Consider the following 22,294-nt stretch of genomic DNA (forward strand, 5'->3'; position numbering starts at 1 on the left):
CCCTTCCGCCCGCTCTGTCTTATCCCAGCGTCAGTCCTTCGATGTGGGTCAGGAACATGCCGCCGCGGATGCAGGCCAGGAAAGAATCCCGGCACCCCAGGTCGTCGGCCTGGGACAGGGTTTCCCGGTGTTGCCGGGGCGGGCAGGGAACGACCTGGGTCTGACGGCTTTGCTGCGGCAGGTCGTGGTGTTCGGCCAGGGCGCTGACGATTTCCCAGGCGGACTCCATGGCCTCGGCGGCGACCACCGCCACCGGCTGCTGATCGGACAGAACCGTCCATAATTTCCGCTTCATGTCGGATATCCTTTTCCGTGCGGGCTTGTTTATTCGTCCGCCCCACCGGGGTCGGGCAGGTGCATTTCATGCCACAGGGCGTTCAGGATGCCGGCACCGCAGGCCAGGCCAATTCCAAGAATCCAGGCGAAGTACCACATGGTTGTTTCTCCCTAGTAGTGGCCGGTGGGGTTGTGTTCGATCTGGGCGGCGGTGACCCGGCCCCTGAGGACACGAAACGCATAGGCGGTATAAGCCAGCACGATGGGCAGGAAGATCAGCGTGCAGATCAGCATGACGAACAAGGTGCGCTCGCTGGACGAGGCATCCCACACCGTCAGGCTGACCTGGGGGGCGAGGCTGGACGGCATCAGAAACGGGAACATGCTGAGCCCGGCGGTGGAGATGATGCCGAAAATGCCGCTGCCGCTGGCAATGAAGCCCAGGCCGGGGCGGTCCAGGCGCACCAGCGCCAAGGCCAGCAACGGTCCGAGCACCCCCAGGGCCGGGGCGGCCCACATCCATGGATGGGCGGCGTAATTGGCCATCCAGGCGCCGTCTTGCACCAAGACCTGCTTTAACAGCGGGTTGGACGGGCCATTGGTGATCACCTCCCCGACGATGACATAGCCGGGGATGCCCGCGGCCAGCCACAGACCGGCCAAGATGAACAGCACCACCGCCAGCGGTGCGGTGACGGTTTGCACCAGGACGGCGCGGTCGCGCACCGGACCATCGGCCTTGACCGCCAGATAGACCGAACCGTGCGACACCAGCATGAACAACGACACCAGACCGGCCAGCAGGCCGAAGGGGTTCAGCAATTCGAACAGGCCGCTGCCATCATAGAAGATGCGCATATCGCCATCGATGGTGAAGGGCACCCCTTGCAGCAAATTGCCGAAGGCGACGCCGAACACCAAGGACGGCACCAGACCACCGATGGTCAGTGCCCAATCCCAGAACGACCGCCATCTCGTGTCGGCGATCTTATTGCGGAATTCGAACCCCACCGGGCGGATGATCAAGGCCGTCAGGACCAGGAACAAGGCGATGTAAAAGCCCGAGAAGGCGGCGGCATAGATGGTGGGCCAGGCCGCAAAGATGGCGCCGCCGCCCAGGATGAACCACACCTGATTGCCGTCCCACACCGGGCCGATGGTGTTGATGGCCACCCTTCGTTCGGTGTCGGTGCGGGCGACGAAAGGCAGTTGCGCGGCGACGCCCAGATCGAATCCGTCCATGATGGCGAAGCCGATCAGCAACACGCCGAGGAACAGCCACCAGATCAGACGCAGGATTTCGTAATCGACGATTCCCATGATGCTTTTCCTTATTCGGCGGGTTGCGCGGCGGCGGAGCGTTTCAGCCCCAGGGCTTGAACCGGACCCAGGCGGATGGTCTTGCGCATCAGCACGATGTCGACCACCAACAGCGACGAGTAAAAGACGATGAAGCCGGTCAGGGTGAACAGCACCTTGGGCAGCGACAGCGATGACGAACCCAAGAAGGTGGGCAGCATGCCGTCCACCGCCCAGGGCTGGCGGCCGAACTCGGCGACGAACCAGCCGAACTCGGCGGCGATCCAGGGCAGGGGCAACGAAAACAGGCACAGTTTCAGGAAGAGCGGGCCGCCGAAATCGCGCTTGCACGCCTTCCAGAAGGCCAGCGTGAAGAAGGCGATGAAGAAGAAGCCCAAGGCGACCATGAGGCGAAAGCCCCAGAACAACGGGCCGATTCCGGGTACGGTGTCGCGTGCCGCTTTGGCGATCTGTTCGTCGGTGGCTTGGCGCGGATCGGCGAGGTAACGCTTCAGCAGCAGGGCGTGGCCCAGATCCTTGTCATTGGCGGCCAGGATGGCGCGGGCTTGGTGGTTGGTGCGGTCGGCACGCAGTTTTTCCAGTGCGTCATAAGCGATCAGGCCGTTGCGCACCCGGGCCTCGGCGGTCTTCACCAGATCGTTGATGCCGGGCACCTCGATGTCGGTGGACCGGGTGGCGATCAGCCCCAGCACCCAGGGGATCTTGACCTCGTAATGGTTGATGCCGGTCTTGCTGTCGGGGATGGCGAACAGGGTGAAGCCGGCGGGGGCCGGTTCGGTCTCCCACATGGCTTCCATGGCGGCCATCTTCATCTTCTGGCTTTCGCTGACGGTGTAGCCGCTTTCGTCCCCCAGCACCACCACCGACAGGCTGGACAACAGGCCGAAGGTCGAGGCCACGATCATGGACCGTTGGGCGAATTGCACATGGCGGTTTTTCAGCAGGTACCAGGCACTGATCGCCATGACGAAGATGGAACCGGTGACATAGCCGGCGCTGATGGTGTGGACGAACTTGGACTGGGCCGCTGGGTTGAACAGCAAGTCCCAGAACGAGGTCATTTCCATGCGCATGGTGTCGGGATTGAAATGGGCGCCGACCGGATTTTGCATCCAGCCGTTGGCGATCAGAATCCACAGGGCCGACATATTGGACCCGATGGCGACCAGCCAGGTGGCGGTCAGATGGCCGACCTTGCTCATACGGTCCCAGCCGAAGAAGAACAGGCCGACGAAGGTGGATTCCAGGAAAAAGGCCATCAATCCCTCGATGGCCAGGGGGGCGCCGAAGATGTCGCCGACGTAATGGGAGTAATAGGCCCAGTTGGTACCGAACTGGAATTCCATGGTGATGCCGGTGGCCACCCCCATGGCGAAGTTGATGCCGAACAGCTTGCCCCAGAACTTGGTCATGTCGCGCCAGATGGTGCGCCCGGTCATCACATAGACGCTTTCCATGATGGCCAGCAGAAAGGACAGCCCCAGGGTCAGGGGCACGAACAGGAAGTGATAAAGCGCGGTGACGGCGAATTGCAGCCGTCCCACCTGGGTCGGATCGAAATCGAACATGGGATCAATTCCCCTGATCTTGGGCGGCGACGGGCGTCAGGCGGTCATCCATGACGGAATGGTCCACCGCGACGCGCGCGTCGCCGCCGAACAGAAACAGACGCATGGCCACGACCACGCAAACCTTTACGCACAGGGCGAGGACGATACCGCGCGCCAACGGGGTTTTGGGCCGCAATCCGGCGGCAACGAAGGCGCGAAGGGTGGTGAGGACGGCACGCATGGCATGCTCCTTAGGCAAGGTCGTGGTCTGCCGGGTGCGCTGGCGGCGCGGCGGCTTGCGTCGATGAAGGCAAAGGTCCGGTGCGGTGCGGGGCAGTCGCCAGGGGGCATGGTCCAGGCCAGCCCCAGGCAATCCCCCCGTCATCACCGCCGCAACGGGCGGGGACGGCGTGACCCAAGCAAAATCGGGTTATCCCTGCGGAAAACGCGATACCGGACGGAAGGAATCAGGCCAGGGGCGGGGCGCGAGGCGCGGCGGCGCCGACAAGACGGGCCGGTTTGACGGCGGGCGGAGCTTGCGGCGAAAACGCGCCGGTGAAGATCGGCTCCAGCGGAAGAATCGCCGCCAGGGCGCTTGGCGCCTTGGCGCCGCCATGCATCAAGGGCAGGCAGAAGACGCAGAAATTGTCGTGAGCCCCGGCGCTGCCGGTGTCGATGATGTTGCCATCCCGATCCATCACCACGATGCCGACGGCGGTACAGATGACGATACGGTCATCCAGCAGGGCCTGGGCGAAGGGGGCGTTGCCCGCGTCATTGGCCCGTGCCGACACGGCGCCGGCGCCAACGACGTTGAAGGTCAGGATGAACAGGCCCAACAACGACACGACCAACCGGCGCAAATCCCCGCAACGGGATCGCGTCGACAGGTCATAAGGGCGCTGCCGGATAGTCTTGCTCATGGTGGAAAAATGTGCGCCCAGGCTTGGCCAAAGTCAACACGAGCGGCAGCATCAGGGCATTGACGGCGACACAATATTTCCATATATCTGGAAATATGGATGAAAAAGCAATCATCGCGGCGCTGTCGGCGCTGGCCCAGGAAAGTCGGCTGCGGGTGTTTCGTCTGCTGGTGATCGCCGGTCCCGCCGGCCTGCCGGCCGGGCAGATCGCCGAGGAATTGGCGGTCACTCCCAACACCCTGTCGTTCCACCTTTCGCATTTGAAGAATGCGGGGCTGGTGGCGGTCCGGCGCGACGGTCGGTCGTTGATCTATTCGGCCCGTTACGATCAGGCGCGTGGTCTGGTCGATTATCTCACCGAGAAGTGCTGCAGCCGTACTCCGTGCTGCGACTGAACAGGAGGATGCCATGAATCCCGATCAGATCCGCGCAATGGTGCGCAATCGGTATGGCGCCATCGCCGACGGTGCTGCCTCCTCGTGTTGCGCCCCATCATCCGCCGGCGTGTCGTGCTGCGGCGGCGGGGAATCCCCCAGTTCCGATGATCTGGCCCGGCGCATGGGCTATGGCGACGACGACCTGGAGGCGGCGGGGGCCGGAAATCTGGGTTTGGGTTGCGGCAATCCCCAGGCCATCGCCGCTATGCGCCCCGGTGAGGTGGTGGTGGATTTGGGCTCGGGCGCCGGTTTCGACTGCTTCCTCGCCGCCGCTCAGGTGGGCGAAAGCGGGCATGTGATCGGTATCGACATGACGCACGAGATGCTGGCAAAGGCCCGCGACAACGCCACCAAGCTGGGTCTGACCCAGGTGGAATTCCGCCTGGGCGAGATCGAGCATCTGCCCATCGCCGACAATGTCGCCGACGTGGTCATCTCCAATTGCGTCATCAACCTGTCGCCGGACAAGCCCGGTGTGCTGCGTGAAGCGTTCCGCGTGCTGAAACCCGGTGGACGGGTCGCCGTCTCGGATGTGGTGATGCTGAAAACATTGCCGCCCGAACTGGCGACCCGTACCGAATTGTTCGCCGGTTGCGTCGGCGGTGCGGCCAGTGCCGACGATCTGCGCCGCTGGCTGGGAGAGGCCGGGTTCGTCGATATCAAGATCGAGCCCAAGTCAGAAAGTCGCGACCTGATCCGCGAATGGGCGCCCGGCTTGGGCGTCGAGGATTATGTCGCTTCCGCCGTCATTCAGGCGCGCAAGCCCTGATTTAGAGCATTTTCACATCGAGCGTCCATATCCGTCGTGGGCGAAGAAATTGGCGCATTCCTCGGGCGGAAACAGGTCGATGAGTTTTCCGATCACGTCCCATAAGGTGTTGATGGTGCGGGCTTGCGCCTTTCGCAGCAGGCTCTTGAGCTTGGCGAAGGCGAGCTCGATGGGATTGAGGTCTGGGGAGTAGGGCGGCAGATACCGCAGGGTGGCCCCTCGGGCTTCGATGAGTTGCTTGACCCCTGCCACCTTGTGGGCGGGCAGATTGTCCATTACGACGATGTCGCCGGGCCGCAAGGTCGGAGCCAGGACCTGCTCGACATAGGCCAGGAAGATCGCGCCATTCATCGCCTTGTCGATGACGAAGGGGGCGGAGATTCCGTCATGCCGGAGCGCCCCGACGAAGGTGGTCATTTTCCAATGACCGTGCGGCACCGCAGCCAGCAGCCGCTGACCGCGCGGCGCCCGTCCGTAGCGCCGGGTCATGTTGGTCGATGCCCCGGTTTCATCAAGGAAGACCAAGCGGGTTGGGTCCAGCGCCGGCTGCTCGGCTCGCCAGGCGATGCGTCCTTCGGCTACGTCGGGACGTTCCTGCTCGGCAGCATGCGCACTCTTTTTTTCAGACTGAGGTCGAGCCGCTCAAGCGTGTTCCACAGGCCGCCGACGCTGATCGACACGCCCAATTCGGCCAGAACCCAGGCGCGCAACTCAGCCAGCGTGGCATCGGGCTCGACCTTGATCTGCGCCTGCAACGCCTCAAGGTGAGCCGCCAGCTTCTGTCCTGGCCGCCCAGGCCGTGGCTTCACCGTCGTCTCGCCGGTGGCCCGGCGGCGGCCTTGGGCCTTGTAGATGTACGAAACGCTCACCCGGAACAGCGGCGCCACCTCGTAGGCGCTCATGCCGCTGTCCACAGCCGCCAAAACTCTATCGCGCAAGTCCTGAGAATAGGACTGCCCTGAGCGCCACGTCATCGCATCATCCTCGGGAGCGTTGTTACCGAAGATGTTGAATCACAAAATGACCTCAGGGGGAATCCTCTACCGATTCCGCTCGGCGTGAAACCGCTCTAGCGGGCGGTCGGCATCAGTCGGCGCAAGGCGTTGAGCAGGATGCCGATGGTGGTGCCGTTGTGCAAAAGCGCGGTGGCGATGGGCGACAGCAGGCCCAGCGCCGCCAAGCCCAGGATGCCGGTGTTCAGCCCCACGGTCAGACGGTAATTGCCGGCGATGCGGTCCATGGCGGCATTGGCCAGTTCCTTGGCGTCGGCGACGCGGTCGATGTTGTCCTCCAACAGGGCGATGTCGGCGGTCAGGCGGGCGATGTCGGCGCCCTTGCATGGCGATGCCCACATGGGCGCCGGCCAGGGCCGGGGCGTCGTTGATACCGTCGCCGATAAAGGCGATGCGGGCGCCGTCCCGGCTCAGCCGGGCGATGATGTCGGCCTTGTCCTCGGGCATCAGCTCGGCGTGGAAAACGTCCAGGCCCAACGCGGCGGCCAGATCGGCGGCGCGGTCGCGGTGGTCGCCGGTCAACAGCAGGATGCGCTTGGCCCCGGCCCGGCGCAGGCGGGCGATGGTTTCGGCGCTGGTGGCGCGGATGGAATCCTTCAACGCCAGGATACCCAGTAATTTACCGCCATAACCGATGAACAGCAGGGTCTTGCCCTGCTGGTACAGGCGGTCGATCACCGGCTGATGCAAGCTGATGTCGATGCCTTCGTCCTCCTGGACGAAATGACGCGAGCCGACCACCACGCGCTTGCCGTCGATGACGCTGGCGACGCCATGGGCGACGATGAACTGCACTTCGGCATGGTCGAAATGGTGGTTGTGAGTGGCCTTGGCGGCATTGACCACGGCCAGGGCCAGGGGGTGGAAGTAATGTTCTTCCACCGATGCGGCCAGACAGATCAGGTCGTCGGCACTGAACGAGGCGTCGAAGGTGATGGAATCGGTGACGTCCAGCATGCCGGTGGTCAAGGTGCCGGTCTTGTCGAAGATGAAGGTGTCGGCGCTGGCCAGCCGTTCCAGCGCGGTGGCGCCCTTGACCAGGATGCCGGCGCGACCGGCGTCGAACATGGCCGATTTGAAGGCCACCGGCGTGGCCAGTTTGAGGGCGCAGGAATAATCGGCCTGCAACACCGAGGCGGCGTTGCGCCAGTTGCCGGTAACCAGGGCCGAGGCACCGGCCAGCTTGAGCACGGTGGGGACCAATTGGTCGGCCAGCTTGGCCGCCTCGATCTGGGCCTCGCTTTTGGCGGTCAGCGATTGTTCCACATAATCGGCGATGCGGGCGGCGGCGGTGCGGCTGCCCACCTGCTCGGCATAGATGCCGAGGCGGCCTTCCTCCATCAGCGTGCCCGACAACACCGCGTCACCACGGCCCTTGACCACGGCGACGCTTTCACCGGTCATGGCCGCCTCGTTGACGGTGGCCTCGCCGACCAGCACGGTGCCGTCGACGGGGATAACGGTGCCGGCGCCGACGATGACGGTATCGCCCACCGCCACTTCGGTGGCCGGGATCTGCACCTCGACCCCGTCCTTCAACACCCAGACCTGATCGCTGGTCGGGCGCAGCAGGTGTTTCAGCAAATCGTCGGAGCGGCGGGCGATGGAATTTTCCATGTATTCGCCCAAGGCCAGCATGAAGGTGGTGGTGTTGGCGGCGGTGAAATCGGACCGCGCCAGCGAGATGGACACCGCCATGGCTTCAAGCACATGGCTGGTGATGCCGTTCTTGCCATAATCGGCGGCGGTGTGATGCAGCAACGGCAGGGCCGCGTGCAAGCTGACCGGCAGACGCAGCCCCATGGGCAAGGCGTTGGTGCCCAACAGTACGGCCAAGGCGGCGGCCACCGCCGCCCTACCGTCATCGGTCCTGGCCGTCTTGGCGGCGATGTCGTCCAGGGTCAGCCCGGCCAGGGCGGCGGCAAGACGGTCGCCATCGGTCAGGGCTGGGTCGAAGTGGAGCACCAGCGAGCGGGCGCGGTCGTTGGCACGGGCGGTCTCGACTCCATCCAGCAGACACGCCGCCGCCTCCAGCGCCGCGCCATGGGCGGGGGCGTCTGGATGGCGGCGATAGCGCAGGCGGATACGACCGGGCAGGCGGTGGACCACCGCCACCGAGCCCAGCCACGGGGTGTTGCTCATAGGGCGCCGTTCTGCTCGGCCAGGACTTCCGCCTGCAGGTCGGCCAGTTGTTCCTTCATCTCGGCGACGTTGCCCATCATGCCGGCATAGGCCTTGAGGGCGCCCTTGAACAGCTTGCCACGCAAGTCCTCGTCCGCCAGCACATAGGCGGTGGCGCCGCCCAGCAGCAGGCCCAGCAGGAACTGTTCGGTGCGGCCCTGGGGCAGCAGGCGCCCCAGCCCGGCCAGCACGCCCTGGTTTTGCCCCTGGCCCATATGCAGGGCCATCATCTGTTCCAGGTCGCGGCGCTTCAGGCCTTTCTTCGCCTTCTTCTGTTGATTCTTCTTAGCCAATTTCGGCCTCCTGGGGTGGGGAAGGGGGATTAAGCAACATCTCGGTGGCGGCGACGCCCAAGGCGCCGCCGGCCACGGCGATCAAGGCGCGGGCATAATCGCCCCGGCGCAGGGATTCGGCGGTGGCGATGCCGGCGGCGAGGGCGGTACCGCCTTGCAGGGCCAGACGCAGCACCTTGCGATTGGAGGGCTGGCCCCGGCTCCAGCGATCCTGGATCGCCGCCAGCAGGCCGGTGGCGACCAGTCCACGGGTGAAGTTGCCGGCCAGTTCCATTGGCGCCAGGGCGGCGGCGGCTTTGGCTTTACCCTTGCCCTTCTTCACGAATCGGACTCGGGCTTGGCATCGACCGGGGCGGTCGCGGCGGCGGCCTTCTTCTTGGCCGCCACCTTGCGCCGTGGCGTTGCCTTGGCCACCGGCACGGCGGCGGGTTCGGGCGCCGCCGGCTCTTCCGGGGTCAATTTGGTGCGCAAGCTGGCCGAGGATTTCTCGATGGCCGACAAGCCGGAGACGGTGACGTCGCGCAGGCCGGCCTGGGCCTTGTCCAGGCCACCGCGGGCCTTGTCGCCGATGCTGCCCAGGGATTGGGTGGCTTTGACGTTTTTCAGCAGTTTGACGCCGACGATGCCGGCGATGATGCCGGAGGCGAAGGTAAGAAAAGGCAACATGATGGACTCCTTTTCTGGCTCAGGCCTTGGCGGCATTCACCAAGGTTTGCAGAAGAATTTCGCTGCCCGGGGCATCTTGCCCGGACAGCAGGCCATCCCAGGCGGAAGCCGGGATCATGCGGGCGTCGTATTCGATGGTGCAGGATTTCGCCAACGGGTTCAGGCTGACGCTACGGATGCCCGGCATGGCCCCGAGGGACTGGCCGAACCGTTTGGCCTCGGCTGCTTGGGCCATCAGGTCGGCGCCCAGCGGCGCGGTCAACTTCAGGCGGATGCGCCCAGGGATGTGATGGGCGATGGTGAGAGCGCGAATGAAGCGCAGTAGCGGGAAATCCAAATCCACGGACACGGGCGACGGTCCCTTTACTTGAAAGTGCGGCGCCAATGGGTCGCCATGTGGGTCAGCATCATCATCACGAACAGGGCGCCGGCCTGGGCATGCAATTTTCGGCTGGTGCCGAGGGCGGCCAACGATACCGCCATGCTGGCCACCGCGCCGATCTTGGCGGCACGGTTGATCTGCCATTTGGCCTTGTGCGGTTGCGGCAGGGCGATGCGCGTGCCCCTGTGCGGCGACGCCCGGGGAGAGGCCGGGGCGGATGGATCGATGGGCAGCACCGCCGCCACCTCGGCACGGATGCGGGTTTCCATACCGGTGTCGGCGGGATCAAAGCGCAGCAGCAGCGAGCCGATGACCGGGTTGCCCTCGACCTGGGCCAGCGGCAGCAGCCGCGCGGTCAAGTCCCGATGGCGGCCCGTATCGCGCAACAGCGGGTGGCGCAGGCGAATCCTCCCCGGCAGGACCGAGACGAAGGCGGTCTTGTCGGTCATCGGCGCCACCGTTTGTGTCTTGCCCGCATCCGTCCTGCCTTGGTGTGTGATAATGAGTTTGATAGTGACTTGCGTTGAGAACCTTATTCCACAACAAAGGTGCGATCAAATTTTTCGCGACGATTAATTGCGGATGGCAGGGTTGTCGTGATCGTGATAGCCATTGGTTGTGGGGATGGTGATGCCTGGGGGCGAAGATGGTGGGACGGCGCATTTGTGGTCTGTCGATTGTTTTCGTGGCCGCCGCGGCGATTGCGCAAGAGGTGCCGCGCCCGGTGTTGCATCCGCCATCGACCGAAGCCGAGCGGGCGCTTGCCGCCGTGCTTGGACAGGGCGACAACGAAGCCGGCAGCTATGACTTCCTGACCGATCGCGACGGCGGCAGAAAGACTCACGGGGCAAAGTTCGACGGTTATTTCAGCCCGTCGCTCCTTGCGGCCATCGCGGCTCATGAACGCAAGCTGGTCAAGCAGAATTGCGGCGGCGTCTATGTGGATGGCGACGTTTGCGGCTTTGACGTCAGTCCCTTGACCTGCGTCCAGGACATGCCCGCCGATGGCTATCGATTCGCCACCGAGCGGACACAGGTGAACAGTGTGCAGGTCGCGGTCGGCTGGGAAACGTACGGCGCGGTCATCGCCCGCTATCGGCTGATCAAAAATCCGGGGCGATGGGTCATCGACGCCATTTCCTGCCCGGATGGTCCCCGCTTTAATTGGTAGGCGGGGTTCAGCCGATGCGGCCCAAGGCCTGACCGCCGCCCGGCGGCCCGCCCGGCTGCGATGCGCCGGCACCGGCGGTCTGCTTCATCAGCTTTTCCATTTCCTCGATCATCTTGCCGGCCACCTCGACGATGGGGGCGAAGCCACGCGGATCAGCGATGCGCTCCAACAAGGCCTTGTAATGGGCCTGGATGAGCAGGGCTTCTTCCTTGCGCTCGGGCGGCAGGCCTTGGGTCTGCCGCCGCGCCCGGGCGGGAATACGGCGCAGCAAGCCCATGCGCCGGTTGGACAGCACCTTGTAGTTCATCACCTCGGCCAATTGACTGGAATAATCGGCGGGGGACAGAGCCTCGAACAGGTGTTCGATCAGTTCGATCTCGCTGTATTCCAGGATCAGGAAGACTCGTTGGGTCTTCTGCCAATCGGCGATGAACTGTCCGACATCGGCCAGTCTTTGCGCCAGTTCGGGGGCGAAGGTGGCACAATCCAGCATCTTCCACGCCTTGCACGAGGCCATGGGCAATTTACCGGGCAGGCCGAAATTGCGGCTGAGCTGATGGGCGACCGCCAGCAAGGCGCGGCTGGAACTGGATTGGGTCGCCTTGCTCCAGCACTTGTAGAGCAGATCGAGGGCAGTGAAATCGGAATCGGGCCCCTGATCGTCCAGCAGGGCGGCCAGGGCCTCGCGCTCGGTGGGCAAATCCGTTTCGTCGCAGAGCTTGACCGGCATGAGGGCTGTGGTCGGGCGGTGGGTCGCGATAACCGCCTCGACCTGGAGGGCCAGGGGGGAAAGTGGCGCTGTTTCGGCGGTCGGCTCGTTCTGCGGTTCCGGCAGGGGTGGCGCGACGGGGGTCGGCTGCGGTTGCGGTTCCGGCAGGGGTGGCGCGACGGGGGTCGGCTGCGGTTGCGGTTCCGGCTGGGGCGGCGCGATGGGGATGGGTTGCGGCTGCGGTTCCGGCTGGGGCGGCGCGATGGGAATGGGTTGCGGCTGCGGTTCCGGCTGGGGCGGTGCGACGGGGGCGGGTTGCGGCTGCGGTTCCGGCTGGGGCGGCGCGACGGGGACGGGTTGCGGCTGCGGTTCCGACTGGGGTGGCGCGACGGGAATGGGTTGCGGCTGCGGTTCCGGCTGGGGCGGCGCGACGGGGATGGGCTGCGGCTGCGGTTCCGGCTGGGGCGGCGCGACGACCTGTGATGGTGCGGGCGGACGTTTGCGCTTGGGCTTGAGCTTGATCTTCAAGCTTTCGACGTCGCTCGGCGGCGGCGGCGGCGGCGGTGTCGCGGTGATCACGGCGGGCCGGTCCTGATCGACCGGCGGGGGCGGCGCCATCGTCCGTTTGCGTCTTTTCGGCTGATGCACCTTGAGGGTCGGTGGCGGTGGCTCGGGGGGGACGAAGGACTCCATCACCGCGTCGGCCAGCGGCAATGCGGGCAGAAGGGGGGTATCCTGCGGTGGCGGCGGTTCGGGCTTTGATGGCGGCGGCTCGGCAGTCCAGCCCCCGCCCGGGGTGGCAACCGGGGCGCCGATTTCTTCCAGCAAAAGACGGTCGTTCTCGGCCTGAGCCGATGGCGGCGGCAGACGGTCTGCCAGATGTTGGCGCTGGCTGCATTTCTTGCGGCGTTGTCGGCGGCGCCGTTCGACCGTGTCGATGTCGTGAAACGGTGCCGGCAAGGGGGCGCTCTGGTGGTCGGCGCCACCTTCCAGCATGGCGCTGACCACCCGCAATTGCGGCAAGATGTCTTCGTGGCCGGTGTCATCGCCGTGGCCGTCCTGGCTGTGGCCATGGTCGTGCGACATGGCGTCACCAAGAGTGCGGGCAATGCCCAGCAGGCCGGTGGAGGACGGTGTTTGCGGGGTATCCGCCGCCAGTACGTGCTCCAGCATCCCGGTCAATTGCTCGGCCGGGATGCCGACGATATCCGCCGGGCTTGGCCGGCTGCGGTGGGCGAAGAAGTCGCTCATGCCCTGACCTTATCACGCCTGCTGGGGTTGCTGACGATCCAAATACTCGGCCAAGGTGCAGAATTGACTGACGGTCAATTCCTCGGCCCGGGCGGTGCCGGCGATGCCGGTGGCGGCCAGCATGTCCTCGACCGGGCCGAGGGATTTCAGGCTGGAGCGCAGCATCTTGCGGCGCTGACCAAAGGCGGCGGCGGTGACTTTTTCCAGGGTTTCCATGCGGGCCGGGGCCAGCGGTTGCGACCGAGGGATCAACTGCACCACCGTCGACATGACGTTGGGCGGCGGGGTGAAGGCGCGCTTGTCGACGTTGAACAGCGGGCGCACATCGCACAGCCACTGGGTGATCACCGACAATCGTCCGTAATCAGGACTACGCGGGGCGGCGGCCAAGCGGTCCACCACTTCCTTCTGAAACATCAGGGTCAGGCTTTCGAAGGCGTCGATGCGGCGCAGCCAGGCCAACAGCAGAACGGTCGAGATGTTATAGGGCAGGTTGGCGACGATACGGCGCGGTGCTTCGCCTAAGGTGGCGGCCTCCACCGCCAGGGCATCGGCGGCGATGATTTCCAGCCGGCCCGGATAGGCGGCCATGATCTCGTTCTGGATGGCGATGGCACGGTCGTCGCGTTCGATGGCGATGACGTGACGGGCGTCATTGTCCAGCAAGGCGCGGGTCAGGCCGCCAGGGCCGGGACCGATCTCGATGGTGGTGCCCACCGACAGATTGCCGGCGGCGCGGGCGATGCGTCCGGTCAGGTTGAGGTCCAGCAGGAAGTGTTGACCCAGGGATTTGCGCGCGGTCAGGCCGTGGGCGTTGAGCACGTCGCGCAAGGGGGGGAGCAGGTCAGCCATGAGGACGGCTCCGGTTGGCGGCCATTGCGGCGGCCATGTTCAGGGCGGCCATCAGGCTGGTCTCCACCGCCAGACCGGTGCCGGCCAGGGCGAAGGCGGTGCCGTGGTCGGGTGAGGTGCGGATGATCGGCAGGCCCAAGGTGATGTTGACGCCGCCATCGAAATCGATGGTCTTGATCGGGATCAGTGCCTGGTCATGGTACATGCAAAGTGCTGCGTCATAACCGGCGCGGGCGCGGGCATGAAACAAGGTGTCGGCAGGCAACGGCCCGTTGGCATCGATGCCTTGGGCCCTGAGCGCGGCCACCGCCGGGGCGACGATAGCGGCATCCTCGTTTCCCATGGCGCCGTTTTCGCCGGCATGGGGGTTGAGGCCGGCCACCGCCAGACGGGGGGCGGCAATGCCGAAATCGCGGCGTAGCGCCTGGGCGGTGACCTGACCGGCATGGATGATGGCCTGGGTGGTCAAGCCTGCCGCCGCCTGGGCCAGGGACACATGGATGGTCACCGGCACCACCCGCAAGTGCGGGCAAGCCAACATCATCACCTCGGCGCCGTCGACGCCCAGCAGATGGGCCAGATATTCGGTGTGGCCGGGAAAGGCGAAGCCGGCCTGATACAGCACTGCCTTGTGGATGGGGTTGGTGACCATTGCCGCGGTATCGCCGGCCTGGGTCAACAGCACCGCGCGCTGGATCGAGGCCATGACGGCACTGCCATTGGCCGGATCGGGGCTGCCGGGTTTGACCGCCCGGACCAGGGGTTGCGGCAGCACCGGTAAGGCATCGGCAAAGACGTCCTTCGCCTGTTCGGCGGCGGCGATGACGGCGATGGGAACATCCCAGCCCAGGGACTGGGCAATGGATCGCAGGCGATCCGGATCATCGACGGCCAGGAACGGATTTGTCAGATCATGGCGCCTCAGCCATGCCTTCAAGGTCAGTTCACCGCCGATTCCAGCCGGCTCGCCCATGGTCAGGGCCAGGGGCAAAGGCTTGGTCATGGCCGTTTTCTCACATGCGCACATCGATGAAGGCGGCACGGCGCAGATTGCGCAGATACCGGCGCGACAGCATGTCGCGGCGCTCATCCTCGATCTGGCGGCGAACCTGTTCGGCGGTGGGTGGCGACACCACCATGGCGTCCTGGCGTGAACAAACCATCGGTACGACGATGCCTTGCGGCGTATCCATGGGCACACCGACCTGATTGGCGGCCATGCCGGCGACCATGCCCTTGAGTTCGGGGGGCAGTTCGCCGATGCGCACCGGCCCTTGACGGGGCGGAAGCGGTGCTCCGGCCTTGGTGGCCAGGGCATCGAACTCGGCACAGCTTTTGGCGTTGCGGGTCAGGGCAAAGGCCCGCTCCATCAAATCCGCCTTGGGCGGTGCCCCGGCGGGAACCGGCAAGGTCATGCGGGCGACGGTGACCGTGCTGTCCTCGGCGTTGACGCTTTGGCCGATGATCCGGGTTTCCAGCACCTGGAGCAGATAGAAGCCGGAGGAGGTTCGCACCAGTTGCGAGGTCTGGCCGCGATCCAGGGTCTCCAGCACCGCCGCAACTTCATCATCGACCATGCCCTGGGATACCCAGCCCAGCAGGCCGCCGTTGGACGAGGTGGGCGAGCGCGAGAATTGGCGTGCCAGCGACTGGAACGATGTGCCCTGGCGCAGGCCTTCCTGCAGGCGTTCGCCCATGGCGCGGGCTTCCGCTTCCTGGTCCGGGCTTTCCACCGGCAGGAAGATTTCGGCGGCGCGCACCTCGCGCAGGCCCTGGCGGTCCGCCAGGCTTTGCAGGCGGTCGTTGACCTCTTCCTCACCGATGCGGATCTGCGGGCCGATCACGCGGGTGACCAGGCGCATCCAGGTGAGGTCGGCCCGGATCTGTTCGCGCACCCGGGCCGGGTCGACACCTTGCCGCGCCAGATTGGACAGTAATGCCCCCCTGGGCATGCGGCTTTGCTGTTCGACGGTGGCGATGGCGCCATCGACATCGGCGTTGGACAGCACGATGCCCAGGCGTTGCGCTTCCTGCACTTGCAGGCGCTCGTCGATCATCTTGCGCAGCACCTGCGGCACGACGCGTTGCCGGGCTTCCTGCGAATCCGGAATATTCGACGATACCAGGGCCAAACGCACCCGGGCCTCGACATCGCGATAGGAAATGGCTTCGTCGTTGATCACCGCCACCACCCGATCCAGCATTTGGGCCTGGGCCCCCGACCACAAGGTCAGGGCCAGGGCGGCGGTGGCACAGGTCAGGACAATTCGAGAAAACATGCCATGTCCTTCCGGTCGGGTGGGGCAATCAAGCATCTGGAGAGGACCATCAGAATACGTTAAGCGGCAAATCGGCCAGCGTCTTGAAGACGATGTTGAAGGTCAATTGATAGCCGGAATAATCGTCACGGTCACTGGTCGTGGTTCGTCTAAAATCGGAAACAAAGGCGAAGCACTCATCGGCATAAGTGGCCTTGGCGCCCCAGCTTTGGATGTCGCCGCCGTCCAACAGGCTGGAACTGACCGTGGCCGAAGCCATCCAGTTGCGCGATATCCGGCTGGTGAGGGTGTTGACCAGGGCATGGCGACGATCGAAAGTCTGCGAGCCGTCCCCCGATTTTTCCAGCATCAGATAGGTGGTGCTTAGGCGCAGCAGAGGCGAGCCGATGGAGAGTGTGTTTTCGTTGCGGCGCAAGGCCAGCGTCTCCTTGTCTAACCGCACGCGGTTGAGCAGGGAAACGTTGCCGGTGGGGGTAATGTCAAAGCGACCGACGTAATCGGACAAATAATCGTCGAAGCCCTGGCCAGGGGCAAAGGTGCTGTCCTTGCGTGCCCGCCAACCTTGGGCCACCTGGGCGTTGATGAAGCCGCCGCGCCAGGGATAGGCGGCCCAACGCAGGCCATAACCGCCACGGATGCCGCCTTCGACCCGATCTAGCCCGGTCATGCGATTAGGCATGAGGGCGTTGATTTCGTCCAGTTCGAAGGTCTGCGAATCCTCGTTGGGCAACTTGCGCGGATTGCCGCCGTTGGGGCTGGCGGCAACCATCAGCATGGGTTCCAGCACCTGCGGCATCGTGGCGTTGCGTCGGATGAACGGCTGACGCCAGGTCGCCGCCACCTGGGGGATGATACGACCGCTATTGGCCGACCCGTCGTTGTTGTCCAGGTGGTCGGCATGATAGGCATCACCCCTGAGCGATGCGGTCAGGTTGGTCATGTCGCCCATGCGACCCATGAACGGGCGGTTCCAAGCCACTTGGGTGGATAGGCGGTTGGCCGACAGCCCTTCGCTGCGGGCATAGCTCAGGGTGTCGGCATCGACGCTCCAATAGCCGCCGCGTGACGACGGCATGCCCACATGGCTGAAGGTGGCGTGCGGCAGGACCAGCGGCGAAGCCCCCAGATCATCCTGTTGACGCAAACCCTGATAGAAAAAGCCTTCCAACAGTGCGTAGTTGCGGCGGCCAAAGCCCTCGACATAAGGGCGGGAGGTCAGCCACGGCTGGTTACGCTGGAAGGAATAACCGTAGATGCCGGTATAGGTGTCGTCGCTGGATCGCTGTACTTGGTATCCGGCTCGCCATACGTTGCTGATATCGAAACGACCGACAGCGTCCACGTGGCCGCGCAGATCGGCGGTGTATTTGTCGGCGGTCAGACTGGCGTTGGTCTTGGTCTCGCCATTCATGCCGGTCCAGCGGTGTTCCCCCGACAGCACCACACGCTGGAGGACGGAGCGTCCCTTGTTGTCCAAATCAGGTACCGGGGTCGAGTTGGAATTGGGAAAGAGGAAACGCGGGGTGAAGGTCAGGTCCTGGTTGCTGTCGATGGCCCAGAAATAGGGGACGGAAACATTGGCGCCCAGGTTGGACGACATGCCGGGGCTGGGCATCAGGAAGCCGGTGCGGCGGCGCACGGTCGGATCCGGATGGGCCATGTAGGGGGTGTACATCACCGGGATACCGGCGAATTCCAGCCAGGCGTCGCGGTATTCGATTTCCTGGTCGGCCTGGTTGTGAGTGATGCGCTCGGCCTTCAGTTCCCATAGCGGTCGGCGACCGGGGTCGCGGCGACAGGGCTGGCAGGCGGTATATACACCCTTGTCGAAATCGGTGCGGTTGCCGCCGATGCGGGTACCGCTGACCGCCCCCAGACGGGAGGAATCAGCTAGGATGACCTTGATTTCACTGGCGACGCCATCCTTGAAGTCGCCGGTCAATTCGAAGTAATCGGCGAATACCACCTCGCCCCCGGGCTCAGTGATGATGACGTTGCCCGACGCGGCAATGATGTCCTGTTTCAGGTTGTAGCTGACGGTGTCGGCCACCAAGGTGCGATTGATCTGGGCGATTTCCACCCGGCCCTTGGCGGTGACGATGCCCAGCTCGCGGTCATGGGTGATTTGGTCGGCGGTCAGTTGCACCGGTTCTTCGGCCTTGCCGGGCCCGGTGGGCAATTGGGCGCCGACTGACAGACGTTGATCCTCGGTCACCGACACGCTTGGCAGGGAAGACGCCACCAGCGGTTGGGCGGCGGTGGTCGAGGACGGTGCCGGGCGCGGGGCGGAGATCGGCTGGCTGGCCGCCTGCTCGTTATTCCAGGCATTGCCCCAGCCGCCGATATCGCCGGGCCGGGGGCCGGCGGGCATGGCCCGGGTCGGAGCGGCCATACGCGGCGCATCCACCCGGATCGCAGAGGGAGCCTGACGTGGCGTTGCGGCGGCTGGGCTTTGCTGGGGGCCCCAGGCGTCGCCCCATCCGCCGACGTCGGACGGCGCCGGTCCGGTCGGCAAGGTCGTGGCGCGGGGTGATGGCGCCGTTGGCATGGGCGGGGGCGAGGTCGGTGCCGATGCCGGCATCGGCGCGCGCGGGCGCGCGGGCTGCGGTGCGGCGGCGCCATCTTCGCCCCAGGCGTCACCCCATGATCCCACGTCGGCAGGCGAGGCGGCCAGGGCTGACCCGGCGGCGGTCAGCGAAGCGGCGAGAAGGGCTGGACGCAGAATCCGCATCGGTGGTTGCTTTTCCTAGGCCGGTTGGGCCGCGAGGGCGCGGCGGAAGGGCGGACGACGCGACGACCGTAACAGCCACCAGGGCCCGAGGACCAGAGGCAGCACGGCGAGAACATAAAGAAACGGCAGGAAAATGGGCTTTGATGCCGATAGATTGGCTAGCCCCAGGACCGCCGCCTGAACGCCGACCATCAGGCCGATGGCGGTCAGGATGGTGACGGTCTGGCCACGCCGATCGAAGCCGGCGGTCAGCAAGGTGGCCAGGGCGATCAGGGTGTATCCCAGGCTGTAGAGCGGCGACGTCAGGCGCTGATGCAGTTCGCCCTTGGCCCGGCGGTAATCGGTGACGCCCATTTGGGCCTCGTCGGCATTCAGCAATTCCGCCATCGACAATTCACGCGCGTCGCGGAAGCGGCTGCCGTTGTCGCCGCCACTCATGCTGAGGTCGACGGTATAGGAATCGAAGTTCAGCACCGACAATTGCCCGGTCCCGTCCGGCAATTGTTGGCGGTTGCCGTTGACCATCAGGATGCGCGGTCCGGTCTCGGTGAAGACCAGGGCACCTTTTTCCGCCATCAGCGTTACCGGCTTGGTCGGCGATCGCTTGTCGTGGACCAACAGGCCCAGCAACTCGCCCTCACTGGTGCGGGTGCGCACATAGATGGTCACGCCCTTGCCGAACTTGTTGAAGGTGCCTTCCTGCAGCAGCAGGTTGGAAATGTCGTTGCGGATGGACCATTGCACTTCGCGGAAGTTCTGCACGGTCTGCGGAATGATCCACACCGACAGGACATAACCCATGATGGTGGCGATGCCGGCCAGGATCAAGGCGGGCTTGGCCAGCGCCCAATTGGACAGGCCGGCGGCACGCAGCACCACCAATTCGCGGTCAGTGTTGAGCTTGTTGTAGGTGAACAAGATCACCGCGAACAAGGCGATAGGGATGATCACCACCAGGAAGGAGGGCATCAGCATGCCGGTCAGTTTCAGGAAGGTGGTCACCGAAATGCCCTGGTTGACGATCATCTCGATCAGGCGCAGCGACTGGGTCAGCCACAAGACGCAAGTCAGCGCGGCGGAGACGAACAGCATCCCCACCGCCAATTGTCGCAGAAAATAGCGCGTAATTCCCGTCATGGCGGGCGGATTATAGACAGCCGAGGCGCCCCGACCAAAGGGAATCTGGTCGGGGTTGAAAACCGGCTCAGCTGCGCATGCTGGAGAGGAAGCCGGAGACTTCGCCGCGCAGCTTTTCCGCTTCGCCCAGCAATTCGTTGGCGGCGCTGAACATGGATTTGGCCATGGTCCCGGTTTCTTCGGCTGCACGGGAAACATCGGCGATATTGCGGGTGACCTCGCCGTTGCCTTCCGCCGCCTGCTGGACCGAACGGACGATTTCCTGGGTAGCCGCCGATTGCTGCTCCACCGCCGAGGCGATGGAGGAAACGATGCCACTGACTTTGTCGATGGTGTCGCCGACGGTGCGAATGCGGGCTACGGCGTCGTGGGTGGCCGATTGGACCGAGGCGATCTGGCTGGTGATTTCCTCGGTGGCCTTGGCGGTCTGATTGGCCAGGCTTTTGACTTCGCCCGCGACCACGGCGAAGCCTTTTCCAGCGTCGCCGGCGCGCGCTGCCTCGATGGTGGCGTTCAGTGCCAACAAATTGGTCTGGCTGGCGATCTGTTGGATCAGTTGCACCACCTCGCCGATCCGTTTGGCGGATTCATCCAGGCTGGCCATGGTGGAGTTGGCCGCCTGGGCGCCATGGACGGCGTCGGCGGTGATGTCCACGGTGCTGGCGATCTGGCGGGAAATCTCCTGCACCGAAGCGCCCAATTGTTCGGCGGCGGCGGCGACGGTGTCGACGTTGGCGGCGGCACCGCTCGCCGCCTGGGCCACCGCTGCCCCCTGTCGGCTAGTGCGGGCGGCATTTTCCTGCAGGCCGTCGGAACTGGAATGGACGTGCTGGACGGTGGTCATCACCGCATCCAGCATGTGTTCCATGGCGGCGTTAAAGGTCTCGGTCAGCGTTTCGCGGCGGGCGCTGCGTTCGGCGTTGGCCGCGGCTTGCGCTTGCTTTTCTTCTTCCAGCGTCCTGGCGTGGCGCATGCCTTGTTGGAACACCGCCACCGCCCGGGCCATGGCGCCGATTTCGTCTTGCCGTTCCTGGGAATGCACTTCCACCGCTATGTCGCCATTGGCCAAGCTGTTCATCACGTCGGTGATCTCGACCACCGGTCGCGAAATCATTCGGGTGGCGACCAAGGCCAGGCCACCGCCCACCAGCAGACAGGCGGCGAAGACGGCGAAATACTGAAAGCTGGCCTGCGACGCCACCCGCTGGGCCTGCTCATAGGATTGGTCGGTCTGAGCGGAATTGGCTTTCACCAATGTGGCGACCAGCTTTTGCAGTTTGTCGTATTCGATCTCGGCCGAGGTCATCATGATCAGGCCGGTGACCGGGTCCAGCGCCGCCATGTCGGCCACGTCCACAACCGCCTTGTGGAAGGCTTCCAAGGCCGGGACGATGGGGGCGATCAACGCCTTGTCCTCGGGGGCGTCAACGGTGGCGGCAAACGAGCGGACGCGGTCCAGCAGCTCCGCCGAATCGGCCCGCACGGTCTTTTCCAGGGCTTGCACCTTGCTCGCCTCGACGCCGGCCCCGGCCCAGCCCAGCAGCCGATAGGCGTTGGACTGGACACGGGTGCTGCCGGAATCGACGCTGGCGACGAAACGACCGTGAACGGCTGCGGATAGGTGCACGCCGTCGAGCGCCACCCCTTGCCTTGTCATGGAAACCTGGAAGATACCCGCCAGGATCAGCATGCAGCCGATCAGCAGCAGGGGGGCAATGGTCACCTTGACCACAAGCCGGGTGTCGGCAAGTCGTTGGGCAAGCATGGTGGCGCCTTAGTCAGTGGAGCGGACTGGACTGGACCGGACGAGGGCTTGGCTTGAGGCTTAGGGCTTGTAGATGCCGGCGCCGATGAAGGTCTCGCCGTCACCCTTTTCCACATAGCTGGATTTGGGCTCGATCTTCTTGGTGCCGGCGTTGACCCACTTGTAGTCAACCCAACCCGAACCCTTAGTCTTCACCAGATCGATGAACTGGGCGACGAAGGCGATGCCATCGCTATCCTTGAGGCCGCTCAGGTTCTTGCCATTCAGAGCCGGGTTCTTGCCGTGACAGATCATGTTGCCGTCCAATTGCTGGACGAACACATAAAGATCCTTGAACTGGTATTCGCCGGCGCCGGCGAAATCCGCACAAGCCTTGTCCTTGCCCGCCGCCTTGTAGTGGGCGATGGCCTTCTTGACCAGGGCCTGGGCTTCGGCGGCGGTGCCGACTTCCTGGGCGAAGGCGGTGGTCGACAGGGCCATGGCGGCAGCCAGGCCGATTATACGCAGAGCGATCTTGGACATGGTTTCCCCTTTTTGTTTCCGCGACATCGGCCGCTAGGTATAGTCGGATAGTATTATTTTTGACGAA

The 22,294-nt window shown here is 64.6% G+C and carries 24 protein-coding genes; 3 read left to right on the forward strand and 21 right to left on the reverse strand.

Going from position 1 to position 22,294, the window contains the following annotated elements; translation table 11 throughout:
- Nucleotides 1-19 precede the first annotated feature (19 nt).
- From MGMSRV2_RS19465 to MGMSRV2_RS19490, 6 genes are all read right to left on the reverse strand, one after another.
- Entirely contained in the window at nucleotides 20-295 is a 276-nt protein-coding gene (locus tag MGMSRV2_RS19465; protein ID WP_024082099.1) for a hypothetical protein, read from the reverse strand.
- A gap of 29 nt (nucleotides 296-324) precedes the next feature.
- Complete coding sequence (gene cydX, locus MGMSRV2_RS19470) at nucleotides 325-435, reverse strand: cytochrome bd-I oxidase subunit CydX (protein WP_019645900.1); 111 nt, start codon at nucleotides 433-435, stop codon at nucleotides 325-327.
- Between the two features lie 12 nt (nucleotides 436-447).
- Nucleotides 448-1,596 (reverse strand): cytochrome d ubiquinol oxidase subunit II, encoded by a 1,149-nt coding sequence (gene cydB / locus MGMSRV2_RS19475; protein ID WP_024082100.1) that lies wholly within the window; start codon nucleotides 1,594-1,596, stop codon nucleotides 448-450.
- Between the two features lie 11 nt (nucleotides 1,597-1,607).
- Entirely contained in the window at nucleotides 1,608-3,164 is a 1,557-nt protein-coding gene (locus tag MGMSRV2_RS19480; RefSeq protein WP_024082101.1) for a cytochrome ubiquinol oxidase subunit I, read from the reverse strand.
- 4 nt (nucleotides 3,165-3,168) lie between these two features.
- Nucleotides 3,169-3,387, reverse strand: a complete 219-nt coding sequence (locus MGMSRV2_RS19485) for a hypothetical protein (RefSeq protein WP_024082102.1) — start codon at nucleotides 3,385-3,387, stop codon at nucleotides 3,169-3,171.
- Nucleotides 3,388-3,613: 226 nt separating this feature from the next.
- Complete coding sequence (locus MGMSRV2_RS19490) at nucleotides 3,614-4,069, reverse strand: DUF2946 family protein (protein WP_024082103.1); 456 nt, start codon at nucleotides 4,067-4,069, stop codon at nucleotides 3,614-3,616.
- A gap of 95 nt (nucleotides 4,070-4,164) precedes the next feature.
- On the opposite strand from MGMSRV2_RS19490, the gene MGMSRV2_RS19495 reads away from it, so the two are divergent.
- Nucleotides 4,165-4,464 carry an ArsR/SmtB family transcription factor gene (locus MGMSRV2_RS19495; protein WP_024082104.1) on the forward strand — a complete coding sequence of 100 codons (300 nt, stop codon included), beginning with the start codon at nucleotides 4,165-4,167 and terminating at the stop codon, nucleotides 4,462-4,464.
- A gap of 13 nt (nucleotides 4,465-4,477) precedes the next feature.
- Nucleotides 4,478-5,275 (forward strand): arsenite methyltransferase, encoded by a 798-nt coding sequence (locus MGMSRV2_RS19500; RefSeq protein ID WP_024082105.1) that lies wholly within the window; start codon nucleotides 4,478-4,480, stop codon nucleotides 5,273-5,275.
- A 12-nt stretch (nucleotides 5,276-5,287) separates the two neighbouring features.
- On the opposite strand, the gene MGMSRV2_RS19505 is transcribed toward MGMSRV2_RS19500, so the two are convergent.
- From MGMSRV2_RS19505 to MGMSRV2_RS19535, 7 genes are all read right to left on the reverse strand, one after another.
- Nucleotides 5,288-6,249 (reverse strand): IS630 family transposase gene (locus MGMSRV2_RS19505; protein ID WP_144084247.1). Its coding sequence is split into 2 segments (ribosomal slippage): nucleotides 5,288-5,901 and nucleotides 5,901-6,249, totalling 963 coding nucleotides; the frame shifts between segments, so codons are not numbered across the junction.
- Nucleotides 6,250-6,315: 66 nt separating this feature from the next.
- Nucleotides 6,316-8,430 carry a heavy metal translocating P-type ATPase gene (locus MGMSRV2_RS19510; RefSeq protein WP_024082106.1) on the reverse strand — a complete coding sequence of 705 codons (2,115 nt, stop codon included), beginning with the start codon at nucleotides 8,428-8,430 and terminating at the stop codon, nucleotides 6,316-6,318.
- Nucleotides 8,427-8,762: a hypothetical protein gene (locus MGMSRV2_RS19515; RefSeq protein ID WP_024082107.1), complete on the reverse strand. Its 336-nt coding sequence runs from the start codon at nucleotides 8,760-8,762 to the stop codon at nucleotides 8,427-8,429. The genes MGMSRV2_RS19510 and MGMSRV2_RS19515 overlap by 4 nt, the downstream gene beginning before the upstream one ends.
- Nucleotides 8,755-9,084 (reverse strand): hypothetical protein, encoded by a 330-nt coding sequence (locus tag MGMSRV2_RS19520; RefSeq protein WP_024082108.1) that lies wholly within the window; start codon nucleotides 9,082-9,084, stop codon nucleotides 8,755-8,757. The genes MGMSRV2_RS19515 and MGMSRV2_RS19520 overlap by 8 nt, the downstream gene beginning before the upstream one ends.
- Nucleotides 9,081-9,428 (reverse strand): hypothetical protein, encoded by a 348-nt coding sequence (locus tag MGMSRV2_RS19525; protein ID WP_024082109.1) that lies wholly within the window; start codon nucleotides 9,426-9,428, stop codon nucleotides 9,081-9,083. The genes MGMSRV2_RS19520 and MGMSRV2_RS19525 overlap by 4 nt, the downstream gene beginning before the upstream one ends.
- A gap of 19 nt (nucleotides 9,429-9,447) precedes the next feature.
- The gene (locus MGMSRV2_RS19530) at nucleotides 9,448-9,777 is read right to left on the reverse strand and encodes an HMA2 domain-containing protein (RefSeq protein ID WP_024082110.1); all 330 of its coding nucleotides are present in this window, start codon (nucleotides 9,775-9,777) and stop codon (nucleotides 9,448-9,450) included.
- 14 nt (nucleotides 9,778-9,791) lie between these two features.
- On the reverse strand, nucleotides 9,792-10,259 hold the full coding sequence (locus MGMSRV2_RS19535; protein WP_024082111.1) for a hypothetical protein: 468 nt from the start codon (nucleotides 10,257-10,259) through the stop codon (nucleotides 9,792-9,794).
- A gap of 197 nt (nucleotides 10,260-10,456) precedes the next feature.
- Between MGMSRV2_RS19535 and MGMSRV2_RS19540 the strand changes: the two genes are divergently transcribed.
- A complete protein-coding gene (locus tag MGMSRV2_RS19540) occupies nucleotides 10,457-10,981 on the forward strand; it encodes a hypothetical protein (RefSeq protein WP_024082112.1) in 525 nt (174 codons plus the stop codon).
- A 7-nt stretch (nucleotides 10,982-10,988) separates the two neighbouring features.
- On the opposite strand, the gene MGMSRV2_RS19545 is transcribed toward MGMSRV2_RS19540, so the two are convergent.
- The 8 genes from MGMSRV2_RS19545 to MGMSRV2_RS19580 all read right to left on the reverse strand — a co-directional run bounded on the left by MGMSRV2_RS19545 (nucleotide 10,989) and on the right by MGMSRV2_RS19580 (nucleotide 22,227).
- The gene (locus tag MGMSRV2_RS19545) at nucleotides 10,989-12,941 is read right to left on the reverse strand and encodes a hypothetical protein (RefSeq protein ID WP_024082113.1); all 1,953 of its coding nucleotides are present in this window, start codon (nucleotides 12,939-12,941) and stop codon (nucleotides 10,989-10,991) included.
- Nucleotides 12,942-12,953: 12 nt separating this feature from the next.
- Nucleotides 12,954-13,793 (reverse strand): 16S rRNA (adenine(1518)-N(6)/adenine(1519)-N(6))-dimethyltransferase RsmA, encoded by an 840-nt coding sequence (rsmA, locus tag MGMSRV2_RS19550; RefSeq protein ID WP_024082114.1) that lies wholly within the window; start codon nucleotides 13,791-13,793, stop codon nucleotides 12,954-12,956.
- Nucleotides 13,786-14,796 carry a 4-hydroxythreonine-4-phosphate dehydrogenase PdxA gene (pdxA, locus tag MGMSRV2_RS19555; RefSeq protein ID WP_024082115.1) on the reverse strand — a complete coding sequence of 337 codons (1,011 nt, stop codon included), beginning with the start codon at nucleotides 14,794-14,796 and terminating at the stop codon, nucleotides 13,786-13,788. The genes rsmA and pdxA overlap by 8 nt, the downstream gene beginning before the upstream one ends.
- A gap of 10 nt (nucleotides 14,797-14,806) precedes the next feature.
- A complete protein-coding gene (locus MGMSRV2_RS19560; protein WP_041633821.1) occupies nucleotides 14,807-16,072 on the reverse strand; it encodes a peptidylprolyl isomerase in 1,266 nt (421 codons plus the stop codon).
- 49 nt (nucleotides 16,073-16,121) lie between these two features.
- The gene (locus MGMSRV2_RS19565; RefSeq protein WP_024082117.1) at nucleotides 16,122-18,803 is read right to left on the reverse strand and encodes an LPS assembly protein LptD; all 2,682 of its coding nucleotides are present in this window, start codon (nucleotides 18,801-18,803) and stop codon (nucleotides 16,122-16,124) included.
- Between the two features lie 15 nt (nucleotides 18,804-18,818).
- On the reverse strand, nucleotides 18,819-19,940 hold the full coding sequence (gene lptF, locus MGMSRV2_RS19570; RefSeq protein WP_041633822.1) for an LPS export ABC transporter permease LptF: 1,122 nt from the start codon (nucleotides 19,938-19,940) through the stop codon (nucleotides 18,819-18,821).
- A 67-nt stretch (nucleotides 19,941-20,007) separates the two neighbouring features.
- Entirely contained in the window at nucleotides 20,008-21,705 is a 1,698-nt protein-coding gene (locus MGMSRV2_RS19575; RefSeq protein WP_024082119.1) for a methyl-accepting chemotaxis protein, read from the reverse strand.
- A gap of 60 nt (nucleotides 21,706-21,765) precedes the next feature.
- Nucleotides 21,766-22,227, reverse strand: coding sequence for a cache domain-containing protein (locus tag MGMSRV2_RS19580; RefSeq protein WP_024082120.1), 462 nt, complete (start codon nucleotides 22,225-22,227; stop codon nucleotides 21,766-21,768).
- Nucleotides 22,228-22,294: the final 67 nt, after the last annotated feature.

The organism is Magnetospirillum gryphiswaldense MSR-1 v2, from assembly GCF_000513295.1.
In the GTDB taxonomy this organism is placed as follows: Bacteria; Pseudomonadota; Alphaproteobacteria; order Rhodospirillales; family Magnetospirillaceae; genus Magnetospirillum; species Magnetospirillum gryphiswaldense.